This is a genomic window from Rickettsia tamurae, from assembly GCF_000751075.1.
In the GTDB taxonomy this organism is placed as follows: domain Bacteria; phylum Pseudomonadota; class Alphaproteobacteria; order Rickettsiales; family Rickettsiaceae; genus Rickettsia; species Rickettsia tamurae.
Genome location: NZ_CCMG01000018.1, coordinates 38,007 through 61,594, shown reverse-complemented (window position 1 = coordinate 61,594; position 23,588 = coordinate 38,007). Strand labels below are relative to the sequence as shown.

Sequence of the window (23,588 nt, the reverse complement as noted above, 5' to 3'; positions counted from 1 at the left end):
TAAAATATATTCAAAAATTATGTTTTACTTTATCGCCGAAAGAGGCTAATCTGTCAACAATTATTTTTTAATTTAAATATAGGCAGTTTATGCAGCATCAGGACGTGGCTATAATTATCCCCTCAAGGCTAAGTTCAACTAGGCTTAAACAAAAACCTTTACAGCTTATCGGCTCTATAACTTTAATCGAGCGGGTATTCAAACAAGTAAATCAGGCTAACCTTGAGCATACATACGTTGCGACCGATTCGGAAGAGATAGCAAAAATTATTAAAAAAGTCGGAGGGAAAGTAATATTTACCGATAGCAATATCCCTACCGGCACTGATCGTACTTATGAAGCTTTTAAATTAATTCCAAATAATCAAAATATTAATTACATAGTTAATGTACAGGGAGATATGCCTTTCATTGAACCTAGCTCTATTTTGAAAATTATAGAATATTTAAAAAACAGCGAATACGATATTGTTACACCGGTAGTAAAAGTAGATAGGGAATCAGTGGAAGCTAGTAGTAATGTTACCGTAGCGGTTGACTCAGCGGGGAAAGCATTGTATTTTTCGCGTAGTCTTATTCCAAACGGTGCAGAAGAATTTTTATATCATGTAGGCATGTATGGTTTTCGCAAAAACGCTTTAGAAAAATTTGTATCTCTTAAGCCAACTTTTTTAGAAAAAACAGAACGTTTAGAACAATTACGTGTCCTTGAAAACGGTATGACTATAGGTACATGTTTAGTTAAGAATGTTCCTATTTCCGTAGATACGGAAGAAGACTTAAAAAAAGCAGTAAAATTTTACGAAAATATTAGTAAACTAGGTTTATAATAAATAATGGCACGTTTCATTTTTGTTACCGGCGGCGTTGTTTCATCACTCGGTAAAGGTCTAACGGCAGCATCTCTTGCTATGCTATTACAGGCGAAAGGATTTAAAGTTTGCGTACGAAAACTAGACCCTTATCTTAACGTCGACCCTGGGACTATGAATCCTCACGAACACGGGGAAGTATATGTAACGGATGACGGAGCAGAAACCGATCTAGATCTTGGCCATTATGAACGTTTTACCGGAGTTTCCTCGTGCAAGTTTGATAGCATCACGACAGGAGCGATATACTCAAAATTACTTAAAGATGAACGTTTAGGAAATTACACCGGCGTTACCGTTCAAATCATCCCGCATGTTACGAATATAATAAAAGATTTTATACTTTCAAACACCAAGGGTTTTGATTTTATTATTTGTGAAATAGGCGGTACAGTCGGTGATATTGAAGGTCTACCGTTTTTTGAAACTATAAGGCAAATCGGTAACAAATTAAAAAGCGAAAATTGTTTATTTATTCATTTAACATTATTACCTTATGTTAAAACCGCCCGTGAATTAAAAACAAAACCTACCCAATACTCAGTTAAAGAATTACGTGCTATAGGTATTTCACCTAATATACTAGTCTGTCGTGCAGAACGTAATATTTCAAAAAGCGAAATAGATAAAATAGCTTTATTTTGTAATATAGAATCTGAATATGTTATTCCGGCAATAGATCAAAAAAATATATATTTAGTACCGATTGCGTATCATAATTCAGGTCTTGACAATAAAATATTAAAATTTTTTAATATTAATGTCGTGCCGTCCAAATTAGATAAATGGCATGATATAATTGGTAGGCTAAAAGATTCTAATTCAAAAGTAAGAATCGCTATAATAGCTAAATATCATAAATTAAAAGATGCTTATAAATCAGTAATCGAGGCACTTGATCATGCAGGTATTTATTACAAATACAAAATTGACTTAGTATGGATAAATGCTGAAAATCTAACTGAAAAGAATATTAATAAAAAATTATTAGATATAGACGGGATTTTAGTACCGGGCGGATTTGGAGAACGGGCAACTGAAGGAAAAATTATAGCAATAAAATATGCCCGTACTAATAACATACCTTTTTTTGGAATATGTTTCGGTATGCAACTTGCGACAATCGAAATAGCTCAGAATTTAATCGGTATTAAAGATGCAGTAACGGAAGAATTTAAAGTAGACGGTACAAAAATTATTGAGAAAATAAATAAAAACCGTGAAGACTCAAAAATAACAATTGAAAATGTAAAAAAGACTATGAGGCTTGGCTCTTATCCTTGTAGTTTGGTCGCAAGTACTATTGCAGCTAATGCTTATAAAAGCCTTGAAATAAATGAGAGACATCGTCATAGATATAAATTTAATAATGAATTTCAAAATATTTTTGAAAAAAACGGAGTAGTATTTAGCGGTTTTTCAAAAAATGAAGAGATTGTAGAAATAATTGAACTACCGGCACTTCGTTGGTTTGTAGGAGTACAATTTCATCCAGAATTTAAATCTAAACCTTTTGAAGCTCATCCTTTATTTATTGAATTTGTTAAGGCTGCAATTGAGTATAATAAATGTAATTAACAACAATATATGAGACTATTTTAAAAAATCTTGATATAGTTTTTATTATAGTCTAGGTTGCATAAAAAATAATATAACCGGACAGTTTTTGAAAAGCGTTTGATGTCATTCCCGCGAAAGCGGGAATCCAGTAATAAAAAGGTATAAATATATTGAATTTTTAATATTAAAAGCTTATTTCGCTTTTTTCTGGATTCCCGCCTACGCGGGAATGACATATAAAGCTCTAAGCCTTGCAAAAACATAACATTTTTAAAAACTATTCGGTACTAAAAAAAATAAGCTCATAGTAAATCAATGGATGCCGTGGATTCTAACTTCACAATTTGGAATAAAGCCAGAAACAGTAAATTTAGGCATATAGTATGGCCGATTAGATCGTATGAATTAACCAAATTCATCCCGATGGCTTTACTAATGTTTTTTATTCTACTTAATCAAAACTTAGTTCGTAGTATTAAAGATAGTTTTGTTGTTACCTTAATTAGCTCGGAAGTATTGAGTTTTATCAAACTTTGGGGCGAAATGCCGATGGGAATTTTATTTGTTATCCTTTATTCTAAACTCTGTAATATTATAACAACAGAGCAGGTTTTTAGGATAATTACCGGTACTTTTTTATTTTTCTTCGCAATTTTTGGTTTTATTTTATTTCCGTACAGAGAGTTTTTTCATCCCGATCCCGAATTAGTTAAACATTATATAACCCTTCTTCCCCATTTAAAGTGGTTTTTAATAATCTGGGGACAATGGAGCTTGGTATTGTTTTATATTATGGGCGAATTATGGCCGGTTATAGTTTTTACTCTTTTATATTGGCAGCTTGCGAATAAAATTACTAAAGTCGAAGAAGCACCGAGATTTTACTCATTTTTTACTTTATTTGGACAAACTAATTTACTCATCTCAGGAACCGTAATTATTTATTTTGCTAAGAGCGAGCATTTCTTATTACCTTTATTTTCTCATCTAAACGATACAAATGAAATCCTTTTAAAGTCTTTTATTACGGTTATTTTAATATCCGGATTAATTTGTCTAGCTCTTCATAAATTTATTGATAAATCAGTCGTAGAAGCTGACAAAAATATTAAATTTAAAAATCAAAGAACGGATATATTAAAATTAAGCTTGGTCGAAAGTACAAAAGTAATATTGACTTCTAGATATCTCGGTTTTATTTGTCTTCTTGTAATGTCTTATTCTATGAGTATTAGCCTAATAGAAGGATTATGGATGTCAAAAGTAAAACAACTCTATCCTGCTACAAAGGATTTTATATCCTATCACGGTGAAGTGTTTTTTTGGACGGGAGTACTCACGTTAGTTAGTGCGTTTTTAGGAAGTAGTTTAATTAGAATATGCGGCTGGTTTTGGGGAGCTATTATAACACCGATTATGATGTTTGGAGCAGGTGTTATGTTCTTTTCATTCACGGTTTTTGAAAATCATCTAGGAAATATCGTAAATACTCTCGGCTATAGTTCGCCGCTTGTCGTTATAGTTTTTATCGGCGGACTTTGGCATGTACTTTCCAAATCCGTAAAATATTCACTTTTTGATGCTACTAAAGAAATGGTATATATTCCGCTCGATAGTGAAATGAAGACCAAAGGTAAAGCTGCCGTTGATGTTATGGGTACTAAAATCGGTAAATCAATAGGTGCTATTATTCAATTCATATCCTTTAGTATTTTCCCGAACGCCGTACATAACGACATAGCCGGCTTATTGATGTTTAGCTTTGTAATCGTATGTATATTATGGCTATATGGCGTGAAAGTTTTATCAAAATATTATAATAAGATGATACAACGTTGATAAGGGTATCCATTCCTGCGAAGGCTTGCTTGCGTTGATACCTAATCGTCATGAGCTACGCAGCCGTAGGCTGCGTGACAATCCAGTAAGAAATAAAAAGATGCTAAAGATTAGCATTTTTAAACTGGATTGCTTCGTCAAAATTTTCAATTTTTCCTCGCAATGACGGGAAAACCAATCCACACAGGAATGACATCAAACCATACAACAAGGTCGGCTTGACCACTAGTGACAATCGTGAAATCGATCCACGTAATAGTTGATCAAACTACTGTATTTTGAGCATCCTCTCCTATTAATCCTTGATCAAGCAAATCAAAAGCCTCATCCAAGCACTTATATACTGCATTTTCTTGAGCTACTTCCGAATAATCTTCGATTAACCCTAGATTTTAACAAGTAATAACAAGTTTAGCTTTTAAACCATCACTCTCTTGATTTTCAATATAATCTAATATTATTTTTGAAACAGCTTGGCTGCTATCCTTTGCTTTTTCATATTTATTTTTTAAGCTCTGTAATCTGTCAACATATACTCTTAACGTCTCTATTTCTTTACTTTGATGTATTAAGCCCTCTGTTTTTTCAATTCTCTGCCTCTTCATGCGGTTCTTTACATTGTCTTACTAAATTTGCTTTTGTAAAATTAGTATTAGCATTATTATGCATTAATAGTGAAAGAATAATTTTGTTTTCTACTGAGTTACGACCACAGTAATGTAATACTTCACCCATCTGTTTATAGTCATTCACCGTAGCACCATATTCAAGTAACATTTTGGCTTTTTTAAAATTACCTGTAACCTCCATTCTCATCTCGTATATTAGGATCAATACCTTTTTGAAGTAACTTTTTAAGATCTGCTAAGTCAGTTATATAATGTAGGGTACTTTTGTTTTCTGGGCTATCTACCGTATCAAAGCTTACATCTTTACTGTTCTTGCTATTAAGACTATTGTTAATACTAACGCATAAATTGTGAAGCACATCTGGAACGGTTTTACATTCTTTTGTATTACCCCCCTTTCCCACACAAGATTTAATAATATTTATCAACTTAGAAATTTTAGGCATAGTTATTTTATTAAAATTCCATGTTTCATGCTATTTTCGACTCGGCATTATATTAATCTATTTTAATCAAAGTCAATGTGAATGGTTAATTTTTATGAATTAACCTTTTATGAATTAACCAATTAATAATATAATTTAAAAATTCTTTTTTCTTGAATGTATTTGTAATATAGTAATAGGCATATTTAATATTTGTAGAGGGAGTAATGAAAAAAAATCCAAAAATCTCATTAATAGGTAGCGGTAACATAGGTGGTACGCTTGCTCACTTAATTAGCCTTAGAGAACTCGGCGATATCGTGTTATTTGATGTGGCTGAAGGAGTACCGCAAGGAAAAGCATTGGATCTCATGCAAGCCGGTACAATAGCCGGGTCTGATATCAAAATAAAAGGCACAAACGACTATAAAGATATTGAAGGATCTGATGCCATAATTATTACTGCCGGTTTACCAAGAAAACCAGGGATGAGTAGAGACGATTTAATTAGCATTAACACCGGTATTATAAAAACGGTTGCAAAGAATGTTAAAAAATACGCTCCTGATGCCTTTGTAATAGTAATTACCAATCCACTTGATGTTATGGTATATGTCATGCTTAAAGAAAGCGGACTACCTCATAATAAAGTAATAGGTATGGCAGGCGTACTTGACTCATCAAGATTTAATCTTTTTCTTGCTGAAGAATTTAAAGTATCGGTTAGCAATGTTAATAGCACGGTTCTCGGCGGTCATGGTGATGCAATGGTACCTCTTGCAAGATATTCTACAATATCAGGCGTACCGATACCTGACTTGATAAAAATGGGCTTATCAAGTAATAAGCGTATTGAAAAAATAATTGATCGTACTAGAAACGGCGGCGGTGAGATTGTTGCATTACTTAAAACAGGTTCTGCTTATTATGCTCCCGCAGCCTCAGCAATAGAAATGCTTGAAGCATACTTAAAAGATAAACGTCAAATTCTAACTTGTACCGCTTATTTACAAGGTGAGTACGGCGTACATGATTTATATGTCGGAATACCTATTATTATCGGTAAAGAAGGTGTTCTAAAAGTAATAGAACTACAGTTAACTACAGAGGAAAAAGCACTATTTGATAAATCAGTCGAGGGAGTTAAAAAACTCATTGAGACGATAAAATAAATGATAAAATTATATTATTGAAGCACAAATGCAACAAGATTTAAAATATTGAATTAATACTAATTATTAGTGTTGTTAATTTAACATAAATGGTATTACATTTTGGTTTATTTTTATTAATAGAGGGAAATTATGAAACATAAGAATGAATTAGACCGGCTAATAAGAAATCTTTATTTAATAAAAAATACTATATTAAAATAATATTTTAGAAACAGATAAACTAGCTATAACACGTACAACTAATTTTATAGAAGCTCTAATAAATAAAATAGACCCTAGAAAACCGGGATCGTATGTTTCTCAGCAACAAACTAACTTCAAAGTAGCAAATGATAAAAATATACAGGGTGCTAGTAAAGAAATTTATCTAAAAAACCTACCTATTAGTATTGGTAAAGTTGAAGGCTTTAAGGAAGACAGAAAAGGTAGAAAAGCAAAGGCTCAACTTGATGTCCTAATATCCCCTTCAGATTTTTCAGAATTATTAAGACTAAGTAATTCATTACCAGTCACTAATGAGCAAGGACTAGAAATAAAGGACAATATTAATCTATTGCAATTGATGGAAGAAGTTGTTCAGAAAGTAGGAAAAAGAACTTATAGAAGCTTCTAAAAATATACTCAGCAAAAGTATATCGTAAATAAAAATTACTTCCGTAATACTAATAATTCAAGCGAATTAGATTTACAATATAAGATGTTGTTAATAGATCATGCAGATAATATCTCGCAAAATATAAAGGAGGCTCTAGTCTTATATGCCGGAAGTAATAACAATAACAAGATTGATATATTATCTGAAGAATTAGCAAATAAATTTAAAAATATATCAAATTTAATAAAGCAAAATGAATCGGTACTACAAAAAGAAACAAGTAAATATTCTCCTTCTTTAGAAACTATACCTGAAGATTCTATACCTAAGTTATCACCGGCAATAGTACATTCCTCAACAGAACTTTTTGCAAAACTAGAAAACTCATTCAATGAACTAGAACAATTCACTGATAAAATATTAATAGATGCCGGCAAATCTTATGTACAACAGGCAAATATTAATCCTAAATCTAATACCGTTTCTAGATCTTCTTCTATTGATTCAGGAATCGGTTCAAGCCAAGAAGAATTATCCACCACATTTGGAAAAAGCGGCTCTATTAATTTAATTGAAGCTCTTGATTTAGCACAAGCGAAAATTTTATCAAATTTAAATACAGCAAAAGATAAGTTAACGGCGACAAAAGAACTACAAAAATCTATCCAACAAAAAGAAGTAAACAATGAAAGACTTACTCAAGAAAAAATAGATAATATTTATAAGACACTAGGTATATTTGAAGAAATTAAGGAATATGAAAAGAGCGAAAATTCACGTGATCCTCGCTTGTTAAATAAAAATTACTATAAGCTAACTGATCCGCGTCAGGAGCGTAGAAGCGATAATATCGCTTTAGAGTGGGATGACGCCGGAATGCTGCCTCCTTCCCAAAATAGTGCCGTTTTAGATAAATTAAAAGAAGCAGTAGATGATTATATATCTGAGCTACAAAATGAAAAGCTATCTAAAGACACATCCCCAAAACAGGTTAATATCGACAATGTATTACCTAAAATACGTAACTTGTTTAATGATGAATTAGCTAAAGATACGCCTCCAAAGCAGGTTGAGACAATAACTCATCTAATGCAGGAAGCAATACCGACTCCTCCTGCTCTTTCCTGGAATACTCATCCTATATTCGGTGATACAATAAAGTTCTTAAAGAGATTTAAAGAAGAGATCGATAAATTTCCACAAGATTATACTAAAGCCTCTACCATACCTCTATATTTAAGTAATGTTAATAGAAATTTAGGAAGAAGTGAATTTTTAGCAAGTATGGTATCGACTTCCCAAAAAGATGAGAGAATTAACAATATATTAGATAAGCTTCAAAAAATTTCTACTAATTGTAGTAAGATAAGTAATAGTGATGATAAGTTTAATAAAGAGATTAAAGAATCTTTTGTAGAAATTAATACCATATTAAAAAATATAATAGAATATAAAGGACCTGAAATAGAATATTTAAATTCCAATATAGAAAAAGTTCAAAAGAATTTATCTAGTTTAGAATCTTTTACTTATGAATTATCTAAAAATACATCTCCGAAACATACCAAGCAATCAACCCAAGAGCAACCTAAAATATCTACAGGAGCAGTTACCGGTATAAAAGATAGAATAGCAAAATTTGAAGCAGACTCTGACAGCAAAATCAAAAAATACTGGACAGAAGAAAAGAAACAGACTGTAGAAAAACAACATGAAAATACTCAATCTGACTATATAACTCCTAAGAAAAATTTTGAATTTGAAAATCGAGGTAAAGAAATTAAAGAGAATAGTACCAAAAATTTAATAAACAAATTTGAAAAAGGCTTTGATAGTAAAATAACAAGATACTGGACATCACCTGAGGAATGGGATAAATGGGAGGAAGAAAAACAGAAAGGTACAGGGAAAGAGAATGAACTAATAAGACCTCGTACAAAATTTGCAATAGAACATTCTAAACATACTCAATCTAAAGAGCCTATATATCATCCAACTCCTGAAAAATTGAATATTAACGAAATAACTCACGATTTAAAGCTAAAAGGCAATACAAAAAGCTTAAAAGACAAATTTGAAAACTTAGCAAAAGAAGCGAAGCAAATTGGGACACAAGCACAGCAAAGCTCCAAATCTTCAAGTAGTCCTAGCATAAAACCTACAGGTCGCAGTAAAGACGGAAGAAATATCTAAGGCAATTGATGTTATTTCTATGTATATTTTAAGTTGTTTTTTGGATCCCGTGGTCAAGCCACGGGATGACAACGAGTGCGTTTTCCGATCCACACAACAAGCCTTTTTACGAGGATGACATCCTACGTAAAACCAACACTGTACTCATTAATATTATAAGCAAAAATATGAAAAAGCTTAAAGTTAGAGATAGTGACTTAAAATTTTGCCACAACAACATACTAAAGAAAGGAGTAGTTGAGGATAGAATAATACCTCCAAAAGAATGTGATAGACTATAAAGCCTCATTTTAACATTAGTCTTAAATAAGGATTGAACAATAATTTGTAGCGGTACTGCATAAAATGCTACAAGCCCTATTAATATAACGGGACAGAGAATATTAAATATTTGTTTGTATAACATTATTTGCATTCCTAAAGCAACAATAATGCTGGCAAATAAAGCCCATGCAATCTGTCTTAAAGGGTTTATTTTATCGGCAAGCAGCCCTGCAAAAACGGCTGATATTCCATAGGTAGTAGTAAGAGCTATATTCATAAATCTTATTTCAGGATGATTTATAAAAGCTATTTTTGTTAAAAAAACTCCTAAGAAAATTACTAAAAAATGGTATACTCCTCCAATAGCACCGTTTACTAATAATGCTATTATAAAGGATAGTTTATTATCTTTTATAATTTGCCGAGCGTCATTTAGAAAGCTTAATACAAGCGAATTTTTCGGCATTCGTCTGTGTTCACGTACTTTTGTACGCTCCGCAGACTCTTCCTTAAATTCATCTTGTCTAAACCTTTCTAAATTTAGCTCTATAGTACCTTTATAATATAAAAATTCGCTACTTTCTTTAAAAAAATTTCTCATCAAAATAGCAAATAAACCAAATATTGCACCGATAAAGAAATTAAAACGCCATAAATATTGGATATCGGAATTACTAGCGTAATAATAAGCTATAGCCGCAAATAATGCCCCTATTTGGCTACAACATGAAACTATTCCTATATTTAAATTTTTCCGATTATTTCCTGTTTTTTCAGCTACATAAACCTTTATTCCGTCAACTTCCCCGGCAAGGCTTGCTAAAAAAACCATTCGACATAATGTTAGTATTACCGTAGCAAAAATACCTATTATCTCAAAGGAAGGAGTAATAGCAATTAATCCGGTAGAAATGCTACTCATGAACATTGATATCTTGATAGATTTAGTACGCCCGTATTTATCTCCGATAAATCCAAAAATTAAAGACCCTAAAGGTCGCACTATAACGGCTGCACTAAGAATGGCAAAAAAACCGAGTAGTTGTTTATCCTGCTCTATATTAGGTAAGAAATTTTGTGCAAGAATACTAGCCGATAAACCGAATAGAGCATAATCATAATAACGGATAATCGTTGTAAAAAATGCAACTAAAAAAGCTGAATTAGACATATAATATTTTCTTTTGGTGACAACATCATATGATACCAACTATTTAGGCTGTCTGAAAGAAAATTAATTTAATCTATTTTTACTCTTTTTGTCTACAAATTATAAGATTTTTTTGAAATATGAATAACTATTCCAACAAAAATCTTATTAATTTTCGCTAAAAAATAAAATTAAAGAATTTCAAGCATTAGTAAAATCTAGAAATAAATATAACATATCATTAGTTGACTCTTTAATTGAATCAAGAAGAAAGGAATTTAATAATGAATATTGCCTAAACATGGTTGCTTTATAGGACATCTTAACCATTCTTAAGTTATTCTTGTAAAGATGCTGTTGCGTGGATTAATTCCACTCCTGTCACACCGTGACTTGACTACGGTATGACACCGAACTTATTTTTCGATTCATGCAGCAAGTTATATTCCTGTAGGTTCTATTTTCTTTCTTTGTACCGCTATAGCTTTTGCTAGTTCTTCTTTATGATTATCTCCTCCTTGAGGCATTTGTTTACCAATATCCTTTACCTCTTTTTTTATAGTCTTTGGAATTGATATAGGTGGTGGCGGAGGCGATGGGGGAATAGGAATACCGCTTCCAGGCATTGGAGGCGGCATCGGTATAGTACCGCTAGGCATAGTTGTAGTATTTTTTGAAGATTGATTAACAGCTTCTGCTTGCTGCTGTTTTATCTTCTCTTCTTTCATACGTTTTATAGCTGCTAATGCTCCTTGTTACTATAAATCTGCAGCTGTCGGTTCTCTTTTTGTAGAAGTTTCAAACTTTTTTTCTCTATCGGAAGCACTATTAATAGTATTATGTTCTTTTTCTATAGCCTTAAATTGATTATTAATAGCTTCTAATTCTGCAACGATTTTCCATCTTTCTTCTCTAGTAATATTAGAATGAGCTTTTTTTCTTCAAGCCCCTTTTTCCTATCTTCTAGTTCTTTCTGTTTTTGCTTTAATTCTTCTATACGTTTATCTATTTTTTCTTCTGTAATCTTTGTTTGCTGCTCGGAAGAATCCTTTACTTGTCTGCTTTGAACTTTTTTCTTTAACTCTTCATCAAAAGAAAGCGGTTTACTTCGTACAGGCTTTCCTAAATTAGAATGTATTAGATCTTCAAAATTTTCTCTAGAAGCTAACGGTTTTTTACTGGTATCAGGTATTTGAGGATCATGTTTTCGTAAATCTTTTGTAATTTCTTGTATATTTTTTTATGAAGTTCTGTAATCGAAGCCACTTTACCTCTCACAAGTTAATTGATTTTAAAGATATAGTAATTAAACCTCTTTTATAGCTTCAACGCAAGCAAAAGTTGCTATTTTTAGTATTTCATTAGCTGTTGCTGTAGCTTGAAGTATTTGAACGGGTTTTTCAAAACCGTTTGTTATAGGACCTATAAAGCTATTTGATGAAAATTCTTGTAACAATTCAGTAGAAATAGCAGCTGAATTTAAACCAGGCATAATTAATACATTTGCAGATCCTGATAATCTACAAAATTTATATAATTTACGTAAATCACCATCTAAAGCCACCTTAACCGACATCTCTCCGTCATATTCAAAATCTACTTTCATGCCGCTCAGCTCTTCTTTGTCTTTGCTAAAATTATCTAGTATATTTACTGCTTCACGAATACGAGCTGTTTTTTCCTTAGAAGAATTACCGAATGTTGAAAAAGAAAGAAGTGCAACACGAGGAGTGATTCCCATATTTTTAGCAATTTCTGCAGTTTGGGTTGCTATTTGTGCAAGTTCCCAGCTGTTTGGATATTCGGTAATACAATTATCAGCAATAATAATATTATTATCTTTAGTAATCATAATTGAATAGCCAAAGATTCTACGATTAGGTTTTGGTGAAATGGCTTTCATGATATCTTCTAAACTATCGATATAACTTTTCGTAACACCAGTTAAAAGAGCATCACCGTCACCGCATGCTACCATACAAGCAGCAAAAATATTCTTATCAGTTTTAACAAGCTTTGCACAATCACGATATAAATAACCTTTTCTCTGAAGTCTTTTATATAAATAATCAGTATATTTCTCTAAACTATCGCTTAAGGCCGCATTCATTATTTGAATTCCGTCTAAGCTAATATCTTGACCTATCTTTTTTAACGTAGCCTCAATTCGTTCAACACGACCAATTATAATCGGATGACCGTATTTCTCGTCTCGCATCATAAGAGCGGCAGAAATTACTTCTTCTTCTTCACCTTCAGCAAAAACAATCCGTTTAAGCGGTGCATTATGAATTTTTTCAGCTAAGAAATTCATATAGTTAGCAGTAGGGTTTAATCTGCCACCTAATTCTTTCTTATATTTACCTATACTAAAATCTTTAACCCTAGCAACGCCGCTTTCTATTGCAGCAACGGCAACCGCCGCTGCCACTACAGTAATTAAACGAGGATCAAAAGGCACAGGAATAATATACTCATTACCGAAAACCATCTTACGCCCTGAGTAAGCTTTATACACCTCTTCCGGTACAGGTCTACGGGCTAAATCTGCAATGGCTTTTGCTGCAGCTATTTTCATTTCCGTATTAATAGTCTTAGCTCTTACATCTAATGTTCCTCTAAAAATATAAGGAAATCCCATAACATTATTAATCTGATTATTATAATCAGATCGCCCTGTTGCTATAATCGCATCATCTCGCACAAGCTTTATATCTTCAGGAGTAATTTCCGGATCAGGGTTAGCCATAGCAAAAATAATCGGATTATTTGCCATCCCCTTCACCATGTCTTTAGTTACTGCCCCTTTTACCGATAACCCTATAAATACATCAGCATTATTTAAGCTTTCCGCTAAGGTTCTAAATTTGGTATCACTTGCATATAGCTCTTTCCATTTATTCATACCTTCTAGGCGTCCTTTGTAAACAACACCTTTAGTATCACATAAAATAATCTTTGATTTATCGACTCCAAGAGCAATTAATAAATCAATACAAGCAATAGCCGCTGCACCTGCTCCGTTAACTACGATTTTTAAATCTTCAAGCTTGCGATTAGTAAGATACGCAGCATTTATTAGCCCTGCGGCGGTAATAATCGCCGTTCCATGCTGATCGTCATGAAAGACCGGTATATCCATTAAAGATTTTAATTTTTCTTCTATAATAAAACATTCTGGAGCTTTTATATCTTCAAGATTAATACCCCCAAAACTATAACTGAGATACTTCACGGCATTAATAAATTCTTCAGGGTCTTCCGTATTCACTTCCAAGTCAATTGCATCAATATCGGCAAATTTTTTGAATAGTACGGCTTTGCCTTCCATCACCGGTTTTGAAGCGGCAGCTCCCAAGTTACCAAGCCCAAGTACGGCAGTGCCGTTAGAGATCACCGCAACTAAATTACCCCTTGCCGTATATTTATATACTTCCTCTAGATTTTTAGCAATTTCAAGGCAGGGAGCAGCAACCCCCGGTGAATAAGCAAGCGATAAATCTTGCTGAGTAACTAAAGACTTTGTTGCAGAAATAGCTATCTTACCAGGCTTATCTTTTTCATGATACTCAAGTGCTTCAGCGTAATTTATTTTATTCATTTCATCCATTTTAGAAATTCCTGTTTTATTTGTTTGTTTGTTTTAATTTATCGTCATTGCAAGAAGAATGTAATTCGACGAAGCAATCTCAGGCAAATTCTTGAGATTGCCGCGCTCCCTATGGTCGCTCGCAATGACGTGATAAATTCACCCCATTATATACATAATAATTGATATAGTAACTACCGAGAAAAAAGTAGTAAATGTTATAATCGACGCCATAGAATCAGGATCACCGTCAAGCTGACGAGATAAAACATAAGCCGTACTCGCACATGGAAGACAGCTATATAATATTCCTACCGATCTATCTAATCCGTCAATAGACATTAACCATAGTACTACTACACTAACTAGAGGAAATGCAACTAATTTAACAAAGCTTGTAAACATTACATTATATAAAAGCTCTTGTCTAATAGTAAAATTAAGCCCTGCCCCAACATTTAGCATACCGATAGCTAAAGCGGCATTAGAAAGGCTATCTAACGTTTTCCTAAGCCCTAAATGTAATTCAAGATTTGAGTAATTAAAAACGAATCCTACTAAACTTGCGATAATTAACGGATTACGCACAATTAATTTCATCATTAAAACAAAACTAGTTCTAATAGTATTAGTAACGGATTTACTAGGGATATAATAAGCGAAAATCATTACCGATAAAATATTGGTAAAAATAATCATATAAGAAGAAATAACGGCAACAATAAAAAGCCCGCTAGGACCAAGCAGCGGGCTACTTACTCCAAAAAAAATGTAGCTATTATAACGAATCGACCCTTGAAAAATGGAAGTAAATTGGACTTTATCTATGTTGTATTTTTTTTGGTAAATTATAAGACCGATTGATACAAGAATAGTGGATATAATAAGAGCCACTACTAATTTAATTATGGATGCAACGCTTAAGTCGGCAGTAGATACGTAATTAAACAGCATGGCAGGGAATAGTACAAAATACGATAATTTCTCAATACCACGCCAAAATTCTTCCGAAGTTAACCATTTATTTTTGATAATACTACCAAGAAGCGTAATTAAAAAAATAGGTAACGCACTACAAAAAATTTCATTCATTTGTTTTCGGTGTCATACCGTGGCTTGACCACGGTATCCAGTTTTATAATATAATTTGTTCATGGTTTTATGACAATTGGTTTATGTAATGTCATTCCTGCGAAAGCAGGAATCCATAGAACTATTCAATTAAATCTTTTCATTCAGGATTAGTTTTTTCTATCAGCTCTATTTTCCAACTACGCTTCCATTTTTTCAAGTTTTTTCTCTCGTAAGTGCTTCTTTAATATCAGTAAATTCTTCTGTATAAACAAGCTTTATAATATTATATTTTGAGGTAAAACCCTTTATTATTTTTTGTTTATGTTCATAAGCACGACGTATTATATTATTAGTAATACCAATATATAAAGTACCATGCTTATTAGCATAATATATATACCCAATACATTTTAATTTTGTAGTTTTATTTTATGGATTCCTGCTTTCGCAGGAATGACATATAGGTTACAACTTCCCTTCAACCAACTTCATCGTTTCTTTTATACCGTAAAGCTTTATAAAAGTCCCAAGTCTTGGACCTTCATTCTGCCCAAGCAATATCTGATATAAATCTTTGAAGTAATCACGCAGATTTTCATACCCTGCTTTCATTCCTATATCATATATTGCTTTCTGAATTACTTCAGCCTCGGTTTGATCGGATATACTAGATAACATATCTAATATACCCCGTAAAATAACCTTATGCTTTTCAGAAGGAGCTAAATATAATTTATGTGCTTTAATAAAGTCATTATAATATCTTATAGCAAATTCTGCTAAGTGGTCAAGATAAGGACTAGTATTTGGAGTTGCTTTTGGCTCATATTTGCTAATAAATCCCCAAAGTACCGATTTATCGGAAGGATTACACACAGAAGTAAGATTTAAAAGCAACGAATAGGTAATTCCAAAAGTCTCAATTTTCGGTACATTTCTGTGATGGATGTGATAAACGGGATTTGCAAAACGCTTTGCCCTATCCTCTTCTAAATGATATTTCTGATTAAAAGTAATATATTCATCAACATTTTTAGGAATTACATCAAAAAACAAACGCTTAGCTCTAGTCGGATTTTGGTACATAAATAATGCCATACTTTCAACAGGAGCATATTTAAGCCAATCATCAACGCTAATACTATTACCTTTTGATTTTGATATTTTCTCACCGTTTTCATCTAAGAATAGCTCATAACATAGCTGCACCGGCGGCTTTCCTCCTAGGATTCGGCAAATTTCCGAATAAAGTCGAGCATTTGCCAAATGGTCTTTGCCGTACATTTCATAATCGACTTTAAGAGCAGCCCAACGCATACCAAAATCCGGCTTCCACTGTAATTTACAATGCCCTCCCGTTACCGGTACTTCTATATAATTACCGGCATCGTCTTTATACGTAACTGTCCCTGCTTTAGCATCCCATTTTTCTATAGGTACTTGCAGTACTTTACCTGTTTTCGGGCATATAGGCATGAAAGGTGAATAGGTAGCCTTTCGCTCTTCCCTAAAAGTCGGTAGCATCAGCTCCATTATCTCATCATATTTCTCAAGCACCTTTAGTAGCATCTCATCAAACATACCCGCTTTATAACTTTCAGTACTGCTATAAAACTCATACTTAAAGCCGAATTTATCAAGAAATGAGCGAAGCTTTGCATTCATATAATGCCCATAACTTTCACATTCCTTGAACGGATCAGGGATAGAGGTAAGCGGCATATCCATATACTGTGCTACCATTTCAGGGTTGGGGATATTACTTGGCACTTTACGAAGCCCGTCCATATCATCGGAAAAGCAAATTAGCTTAGTCGGAATATCGGATAATTGCTCAAACGCTTTCTGCACCATCACCATACGAGCATTCTCACCAAAAGTACCGATATGAGGTAAACCTGAAGGACCGTAACCCGTTTCAAATAATACATAACCTTTTTCAGGAGTTTTACCGTTTAAGCTGTCTAATATCTTCTTAGCCTCGACAAAAGGCAAAGCATTTGACTTAATTGCATCTTCCCAAATTTCTGACATTTATTTTTCTTGCACTTTAATTAATAATCAGTAACAATATACTAAATAATCAGTAACAATATACTAAATTTATTTATTTGTAAAATATCACTTGAATTTTTTGCGATTTTGAAGCCTAAACTAGCGTCATTGCGAGGAGGAATTGTTGTTGCGTGAACCGGTAAAACCCACTGTGTCACCCCGTGGCTTGACCATGGGGTCCATAAAAACAATAAAAAATACTAATAATTTTAGTATTTTTAACTGGATCCCGCGATCAAGTCGTGGGATGGACACTGAAAAAACTGATCCATGCAACAATGCCTTGCGAGAAGCGAAGCGGCAATCTCGTCAAACTTCCTGAGATTGCCACGCCCCTTACAGTCGCTCGCAATGACATTAAGAATAAAAAGCCCATGCCATTTAATACTATTATAAATTACATCAGAAAAGATAGCTATAAAGTTCTACATTTAGGGCTAATTGCAATTTCTATAATAGCACTTGCTACCGCTTATATTGCTGAATATATATTCCATTACACCCCCTGCCCTTTATGCATTTACGAAAGGTTCCCCTATTTAACGCTAATCAAAATTTGCTTAACTGCTTTAATCATCAGACAATTAAGCAAATATACTTTAATATTCATTCTCCTAACTATCCTTAGCTCTTGCATATTATCAACATATCATAGCTTCGTAGAAAGAGGCATAATACAACCAAGTGCTCTTTGTTCATCAATGATCCGTATCCCGAAAGGTTTATCCATCCAGCATATCAAACAAATGTTCTACTCGCAGCCAATCACTTCCTGCACTAAACCCGCTATCAAAATCCTGGGTATTTCCATGACAGAGTATAATCTACTCTTAAATATCAGTATTCTAATCTGTTTACTCCTCGTTTGGTTTTATCCAAAAAAAACTTAGTTTTAAAAACATTCCTAGCTCAACATGGGGTTGTTACATGCATCGGAAATCGGAAAGCCTATTCGATGTCATTCCCGCATGGTTCGAAAAACCTATGATGTCATTCCTGCGAAAGCGGGACTTTGTTGCATAGATCAGATTTCTCGTCATTGCGAGAAAATTGCATAGCAATTGACGAAGCAATTTCAGGAGTTTGTTATTATTTACATGAGATTGCCACGCAGCCTACGGCTGCTCGTAATGACGATTTTGGTATCCACGCAACAACACCTGGGAATGGCATAATCACCATACACTTAAACTCACCGCAAAAATATTAAATTTGATTAATCAATGATTAAAAAGTCAACTATTGACTTGTAAAAATTAAAAGTATTTCGTATAATGCCCATACGATAAAATAACTTAAACTAAATAGGATATTCATATGATGAATCAACAAATTAATACAGAACTTCCAAACGGAAGTACAGTTTTATATAATGCGGCACGTATAGGAAATGTAAATAATGTTAGACTTTTACTTTCACGCTACAGACGCAGAAGGTAAGAAACCTTTAGAATATGCTTCTAACCCAGAAATTAAAGAATTATTAATTAATTCCGCTAATGCACGCTTAGCACTTCCTGAATTTAAAGCAGAACAAAGATTTTCCGAGATGAAGAAAAATATTAAAAATGAGGACGATAAGAATAAACTTATTAATGGATTAATTATGAATCCTGAATTTTATTCTGATATGGATGAAACTACCATAGCGAAATTAATAGAAAAGCTTTTTAATTACAATATTAACGATAATAACCCCGTAACAGCTCCAGTAGCAGCAATACCAACCACTACTTCTACAACAATAGCAGCAGAGGACAATGTACGTACACTGGATCCCGCAAGACATGATACCTTAATTGAACGACATGAAGACAACCGTAAACTACTTGGTATAGCAGCTTCAAGTGGAAATGCAGATATTGTTAAAGAGTTAATTGAGCAAGATGCTAATATCCATGAGAAAGATGAACAAGGAAATACAGCTTTATTTTATGCAAGCACTAAAGAAATAGCTCAAATTTTATTAGACAAAGGGGCAGATTTTAATAACGTTAAAAACAATTATGGACTTACGCCTTTGCATTATGCGGCAGGAGAAGGAAACAAAGAACTCCTTGCTTTTTTACTTGAAAAAAATATAGATGTTAATATTAAGAATGAACAAAGACTTACACCTTTGCATTGTGCAGCTTTTTCTAAAGAATCTGAAATAATTAAAATTTTATTACAGTCCGGTAGTGAAATTGATCCGGTAGATGGATATGGAGCACCCCCTTTCTTTTATCTTACTAGAAATCGTCAGCCGGAAGAAAATAAGGAGCTAATTGAGTTCTTTTTAAATAATAATGTTAACCTTAATATCAAGACAAACATTACTATTCCAACCATTGGAGGAGAGTCAATTTTTAATCACGCACTAACATCAAGAGATAAATGGTTACTTGAGAAGTTATTATCTAAAGGTGTTAATATAGGAGAAGGCGTTCTATTGCGTAATCCATTCGATCACAGTATAGAAGAGCTTGTAAAGATAGGTGTTGATAAAGAAAAGATAGTTTATGCATTAAAAAAATATAATTCTCATATTGATGAGCAAATAAAAATTAACACCATACAAAAATACTTGGGTGCAAAATCAGCCAAAGATTATAAAGACATGGATGTTAATGATTATAATTCACCGGATGAAGAAGGGTTTGCAAAAAATACACACGAAAAATTATTAAAGGATGTTATGCAACGTCTTAAAAACGGTGAAGCTAAGGATGGTATTATTAATACAATATTTGAGTTTAACGTTGATAGTGCTACAAAAGAAGAGTTAATAGATAAAGTTATAAAGTATGACTTTAATGATAATGATCCGGTAGCAGCTCCGGCATTAGTTACTCCTGTAGCAGCCCCTACAGCACCGGCTTCATTAACTACTTCAGAAAAAGAGTTATCAGCTTATGTAAGGGCACGTCTTGATAAAGGAGAAAACGCAGAGGGTCTTATTAATTTCGTATCTTTTTATCAAGGTATTAGTGATGAGACAAGAGACAATTTAATAGATGAAATTTGTAAATATTCTTTCGGTACTGAATTAGCCGGACAAATAGGCTCAAATATTCATTTCTAATTTAACATCTCTTTAAGTTCTTTTAAAGAAAAACTCAGTGGTTTCTAGTACTACCTTACCACTATCAAGTACTATAAGCCTTTTGCCGTAATTTACGGCATCTTCTAAATTATGCGTAATCATAACGGAAGTTATCTTATGCTTCTCTATAATCTCTGCTGTTCTTTTCATCAATTCCAAAGAAGCTTTCGGATCTAAATTTGCGGTATGTTCGTCTAGAAATAACATTTTAGGTGGATGAGCTATGCTAAGTGCAAGCAATATAATCTGCTTTTCTCCGCCGGAAAATTTACCTAATGGCTGTGAAAGTAGGGACAAGAATCGTTCAGGTGAACCTGTAAGCTCTAACACCTCGCTACTTGTTAATCATTCATTACTAGGGAATCTACTTTCCCACAGAATAATATTTTCCTCAAGAGTTAGCTCGGTAAATAGCCTCTCTTCAGCCTTTTGTGTTAATGTAACTAATGTAGAAGCTTTTTGTCCTTTAGGTATTTTATCGATTCTGACTTGATCTAGAAACACCTTTCCGTTAGTAGGTTTTAGATAGCCAGCAAGTATTTTAGCTAAAGTAGTTTCAGCAATTATAGGCTCACTTCTTTCCTTAACTTTGAAATATATTTTTTCTGCATATAAATAAGGTTTCATAATTTTGTCTTTTAAAGCATTTTTATATTGATGTCATTCCCACGTAGGCGTTGTTGCATGGCTCGTTTATGTCATTCTCGCATATGCGGGAATCCTCCGTTGTCATACCGCGACTTGATCGCGGTATCCAAAAATACAACTTAAAAATACTAAAATTTAGTATTTTTAACTGGACCCCGTGGTCAAGCCATGGGGTGACAGTCATTTTCTGGATTCCCGCCTTCGCGGAAATGACATACAGTAAAAATCATAGAGTACTATACCCTACTTCTTACTCACCGTACTCAACGAAATAAACAATACTATCCCTAATATAAGCTTAAGGTTTATGGGGTCAATGCCAATCCGAAGCAACATGCTCAGAGCAATAAAGTAAAATAATATACCTATAAAACAGGAAAATATCTCTTTTAACGCATTAAAATTATTAGCATGGATTAAAATATGACGCCCTATAACAATCGCACCGATACCGACTAGTGCCATCCCAAAACCCATATTAATATCGACAAAACCGTTTATTTGTGCAGATAAGTACCCGTTAAAGCAGCCAAGCAATTACTTATGCTAAGATAGTGCGATAAAGCTCGGCAGGTTTTCCTAAATTAATCAATAAATCTTTATTAAAACCAAAAGCTTAAAGAAATAAACCGAGCTTACCTTTCAATAAAATTATAACTGCAGATATAATAAGGCAATTGATTATTTTAAAGGCACTAACCAATTTTCGAGATCTAATATAGATAATAGCGTTGGCATACCAAAAACCGATATATTAGGACGCTGCATAATTTGTAAGTTAACGGAATAAAGCATAAAACTTGCAAGTATTCCGGCTATAAGCCCGTTAATGCGGTTATTCTTCTGCATAAAACTAACTATACTGCCAATAATTCCGCCTGATATTACAGCAAATATTAATGCAGGACATAACCCAAATGAAAGACTACGGGCAAATACCGCCGCACCAAGTACATAAGTACCGTCTACGGTAAGATCGGTAATTTTTAGAACCCGATAACTTATATACATACCTAAAATAAGCGGTAGCATTATTAAGGATTGCTCAAGAGCAGCAATAACAATACTCATATACTACTCTGCAATTTCTTTATGAGTGAAAGGAAGTACGGATAAATTTTCTTTAGTTAGAATATCTTGTTTTGACAAAGATTGAAGATTAATAAACAAAGTTAAGTCTTTCATATCCCCAAACGGAATATCTTTCGGCTCTGTTCCTTGCAAGATTTTTTTTGCCATTAAACCTGCTTCCACACCTATTTGCTTTTCTTGTACTCCTACAGCAATAGTAGCCCCGCTGATTACCGAACCTTCATCGGAAGCAATGATCGGAATACGGCGTTTAAATGCTTCTTGCTTTAAAATATTAATTCCGCTAACTATTAAATGATCTTTCAAAATTATAAAACTCTGCGTATTTTCAGGAGCATTTTTTATAGCGACCGGCATATCATTAGCGTGTGCAGAGAAATATTATTGTTTCCAGTATATAATTTTAACATTTCTACTTCAGGTATAACTTTCTCGCTACTGCTATAAATTAAAGTGATATTCTATAAAAAAGGTAATTTACTAATGGTGTCGGTGATTTTTATCTCATCGTTAACACCGGTAACTAAAGGTAGATTTTTGCTATTAATCATAGCAGCAGCACAAACAATAGGTTTATTTTTGTTATATGAGAAATAACAGTTTGGCTGGCTGTCGTGCCTATTGGAATTATTACATCAATATCCTGATCTTTTATTTGCTTTATAATGGCAAGTAAAATATTAGAATCAGCATGAGCATTTTTAACTATAATTTCTGCATCTATATCTTTTAGCGACTCTTTAATTCCTGATATAATCTCAGTCATTGCAGCATGTTCAAGTGGAACAATGACTGCTACTTTTTTTGATCCGCATAAACTGCAGCTATGATGAATAAAACAAAAAGAAAAGAAAAAAATTTTTGAAAAATATTAGAGATAAACATTTTAATATCCTATTATATAGTCAATTCAGTTGAATTTTGTGATAGGCGTGAGGACCGAAGCCTATAATAATAGGCGAGCCGACTAACAACGAAGCACAGAGTTCAAATCAATTGACTAGAAGTTATAATTTAATAATCAAAATCTAAATTTGCATATAGCAAACATATAAACGCAAAAAATTATCTACGCCAACGCCAATTTTGTATTAAACTATTAACCTTTAAAGATATCATAAATATTTTTAACTGTAGAAATATAAAGTAAAGATAAAAAACTTATCTTTCTTTGACTAGAAGCTAAATAGTCAAGAAAGCTCTACCTTAGAGGCTATCTGTAAATAAGTTTTAATGTTTAGCACCATTTTAAGATTATGCCAATAACCAATAAATAGTATTGCCTAAAAGAATTGCTTGAGATAGCCTATACTTCGATGTCATCACCGCTTTTGCGAAAAGTT

At 33.1% G+C, this 23,588-nt stretch carries 18 protein-coding genes and 6 pseudogenes; 12 read left to right on the top strand and 12 right to left on the bottom strand.

The genetic code is table 11. The features are described from left to right. The first annotated feature begins 89 nt into the window (after window positions 1-89). From MB29_RS06980 to tlc2, 3 genes are all read left to right on the top strand, one after another. On the top strand, window positions 90-830 hold the full coding sequence (locus MB29_RS06980; RefSeq protein ID WP_032139619.1) for a 3-deoxy-manno-octulosonate cytidylyltransferase: 741 nt from the start codon (window positions 90-92) through the stop codon (window positions 828-830). Window positions 831-836: 6 nt separating this feature from the next. Beyond that, window positions 837-2,450 (top strand): CTP synthase, encoded by a 1,614-nt coding sequence (locus tag MB29_RS06975; RefSeq protein ID WP_032139618.1) that lies wholly within the window; start codon window positions 837-839, stop codon window positions 2,448-2,450. Window positions 2,451-2,747: 297 nt separating this feature from the next. Beyond that, window positions 2,748-4,271, top strand: a complete 1,524-nt coding sequence (tlc2, locus tag MB29_RS06970; RefSeq protein WP_032139617.1) for a nucleotide exchange transporter Tlc2 — start codon at window positions 2,748-2,750, stop codon at window positions 4,269-4,271. A 392-nt stretch (window positions 4,272-4,663) separates the two neighbouring features. On the opposite strand, the gene MB29_RS08850 is transcribed toward tlc2, so the two are convergent. The 3 genes from MB29_RS08850 to MB29_RS08845 are packed head-to-tail and all read right to left on the bottom strand — an operon-like array spanning window position 4,664 to window position 5,304. Then, entirely contained in the window at window positions 4,664-4,876 is a 213-nt protein-coding gene (locus MB29_RS08850; RefSeq protein WP_233419017.1) for a hypothetical protein, read from the bottom strand. Continuing rightward, complete coding sequence (locus MB29_RS06960) at window positions 4,857-5,105, bottom strand: hypothetical protein (protein ID WP_233419016.1); 249 nt, start codon at window positions 5,103-5,105, stop codon at window positions 4,857-4,859. The genes MB29_RS08850 and MB29_RS06960 overlap by 20 nt, the downstream gene beginning before the upstream one ends. Next, window positions 5,065-5,304 (bottom strand): hypothetical protein, encoded by a 240-nt coding sequence (locus tag MB29_RS08845; RefSeq protein WP_233419015.1) that lies wholly within the window; start codon window positions 5,302-5,304, stop codon window positions 5,065-5,067. The genes MB29_RS06960 and MB29_RS08845 overlap by 41 nt, the downstream gene beginning before the upstream one ends. Window positions 5,305-5,552: 248 nt before the next feature. Between MB29_RS08845 and mdh the strand changes: the two genes are divergently transcribed. The 4 genes and pseudogenes from mdh (at window position 5,553) to MB29_RS10815 (ending at window position 9,288) form a co-directional block, all read left to right on the top strand. Further along, window positions 5,553-6,497, top strand: coding sequence for a malate dehydrogenase (mdh, locus tag MB29_RS06950; RefSeq protein ID WP_032139616.1), 945 nt, complete (start codon window positions 5,553-5,555; stop codon window positions 6,495-6,497). A 1,882-nt stretch (window positions 6,498-8,379) separates the two neighbouring features. Further along, a pseudogene (locus MB29_RS13880) lies at window positions 8,380-8,592 on the top strand (hypothetical protein); the annotation flags it as partial. Continuing rightward, a pseudogene (locus MB29_RS13875) lies at window positions 8,581-8,958 on the top strand (hypothetical protein); the annotation flags it as partial. The pseudogenes MB29_RS13880 and MB29_RS13875, both read left to right, overlap by 12 nt. A 144-nt stretch (window positions 8,959-9,102) precedes the next feature. Beyond that, complete coding sequence (locus MB29_RS10815) at window positions 9,103-9,288, top strand: hypothetical protein (protein ID WP_008579429.1); 186 nt, start codon at window positions 9,103-9,105, stop codon at window positions 9,286-9,288. 106 nt (window positions 9,289-9,394) lie between these two features. On the opposite strand, the gene MB29_RS06935 is transcribed toward MB29_RS10815, so the two are convergent. From MB29_RS06935 to MB29_RS06915, 6 genes and pseudogenes are all read right to left on the bottom strand, one after another. Further along, the gene (locus MB29_RS06935) at window positions 9,395-10,723 is read right to left on the bottom strand and encodes an MFS transporter (RefSeq protein WP_032139615.1); all 1,329 of its coding nucleotides are present in this window, start codon (window positions 10,721-10,723) and stop codon (window positions 9,395-9,397) included. A gap of 419 nt (window positions 10,724-11,142) precedes the next feature. After that, window positions 11,143-11,430 carry a hypothetical protein gene (locus tag MB29_RS06930; protein ID WP_032139614.1) on the bottom strand — a complete coding sequence of 96 codons (288 nt, stop codon included), beginning with the start codon at window positions 11,428-11,430 and terminating at the stop codon, window positions 11,143-11,145. Window positions 11,431-12,008: 578 nt separating this feature from the next. Further along, entirely contained in the window at window positions 12,009-14,312 is a 2,304-nt protein-coding gene (locus MB29_RS06925; protein ID WP_032139613.1) for an NADP-dependent malic enzyme, read from the bottom strand. Window positions 14,313-14,450: 138 nt separating this feature from the next. After that, complete coding sequence (locus tag MB29_RS06920) at window positions 14,451-15,383, bottom strand: AEC family transporter (protein ID WP_032139612.1); 933 nt, start codon at window positions 15,381-15,383, stop codon at window positions 14,451-14,453. Between the two features lie 139 nt (window positions 15,384-15,522). Then, window positions 15,523-15,774 (bottom strand): annotated as a pseudogene (locus tag MB29_RS13870) (GIY-YIG nuclease family protein). Between the two features lie 56 nt (window positions 15,775-15,830). Next, entirely contained in the window at window positions 15,831-17,399 is a 1,569-nt protein-coding gene (locus tag MB29_RS06915) for a lysine--tRNA ligase (RefSeq protein ID WP_032139611.1), read from the bottom strand. Window positions 17,400-17,541: 142 nt separating this feature from the next. On the opposite strand from MB29_RS06915, the gene MB29_RS11960 reads away from it, so the two are divergent. The 4 genes from MB29_RS11960 (at window position 17,542) to MB29_RS13165 (ending at window position 20,484) form a co-directional block, all read left to right on the top strand. Continuing rightward, a complete protein-coding gene (locus MB29_RS11960; RefSeq protein ID WP_215426285.1) occupies window positions 17,542-17,742 on the top strand; it encodes a hypothetical protein in 201 nt (66 codons plus the stop codon). A gap of 52 nt (window positions 17,743-17,794) precedes the next feature. Continuing rightward, window positions 17,795-18,310, top strand: a complete 516-nt coding sequence (locus tag MB29_RS10790; RefSeq protein ID WP_084686999.1) for a disulfide bond formation protein B — start codon at window positions 17,795-17,797, stop codon at window positions 18,308-18,310. A 122-nt stretch (window positions 18,311-18,432) separates the two neighbouring features. Beyond that, window positions 18,433-18,630, top strand: a complete 198-nt coding sequence (locus tag MB29_RS11955) for a hypothetical protein (protein WP_215426281.1) — start codon at window positions 18,433-18,435, stop codon at window positions 18,628-18,630. Window positions 18,631-18,819: 189 nt separating this feature from the next. After that, on the top strand, window positions 18,820-20,484 hold the full coding sequence (locus tag MB29_RS13165) for an ankyrin repeat domain-containing protein (protein ID WP_233419014.1): 1,665 nt from the start codon (window positions 18,820-18,822) through the stop codon (window positions 20,482-20,484). On the opposite strand, the pseudogene MB29_RS08835 reads toward MB29_RS13165, so the two are convergent. After that, a pseudogene (locus tag MB29_RS08835) lies at window positions 20,481-21,132 on the bottom strand (ATP-binding cassette domain-containing protein). The gene MB29_RS13165 and the pseudogene MB29_RS08835 sit on opposite strands and share 4 nt — an antisense overlap. Window positions 21,133-21,182: 50 nt before the next feature. On the opposite strand from MB29_RS08835, the gene MB29_RS11930 reads away from it, so the two are divergent. Then, the gene (locus MB29_RS11930) at window positions 21,183-21,428 is read left to right on the top strand and encodes a hypothetical protein (RefSeq protein ID WP_215426284.1); all 246 of its coding nucleotides are present in this window, start codon (window positions 21,183-21,185) and stop codon (window positions 21,426-21,428) included. Here the strand turns inward: MB29_RS11930 and MB29_RS08830 are convergent. Together MB29_RS08830 and MB29_RS08825 are read right to left on the bottom strand one after the other, a co-directional pair. Next, window positions 21,397-22,224, bottom strand: a pseudogene (locus MB29_RS08830) (ABC transporter permease). The gene MB29_RS11930 and the pseudogene MB29_RS08830 overlap by 32 nt on opposite strands. Before the next feature lie 3 nt (window positions 22,225-22,227). Then, window positions 22,228-23,130, bottom strand: a pseudogene (locus tag MB29_RS08825) (ABC transporter substrate binding protein). Window positions 23,131-23,588 lie beyond the last annotated feature (458 nt).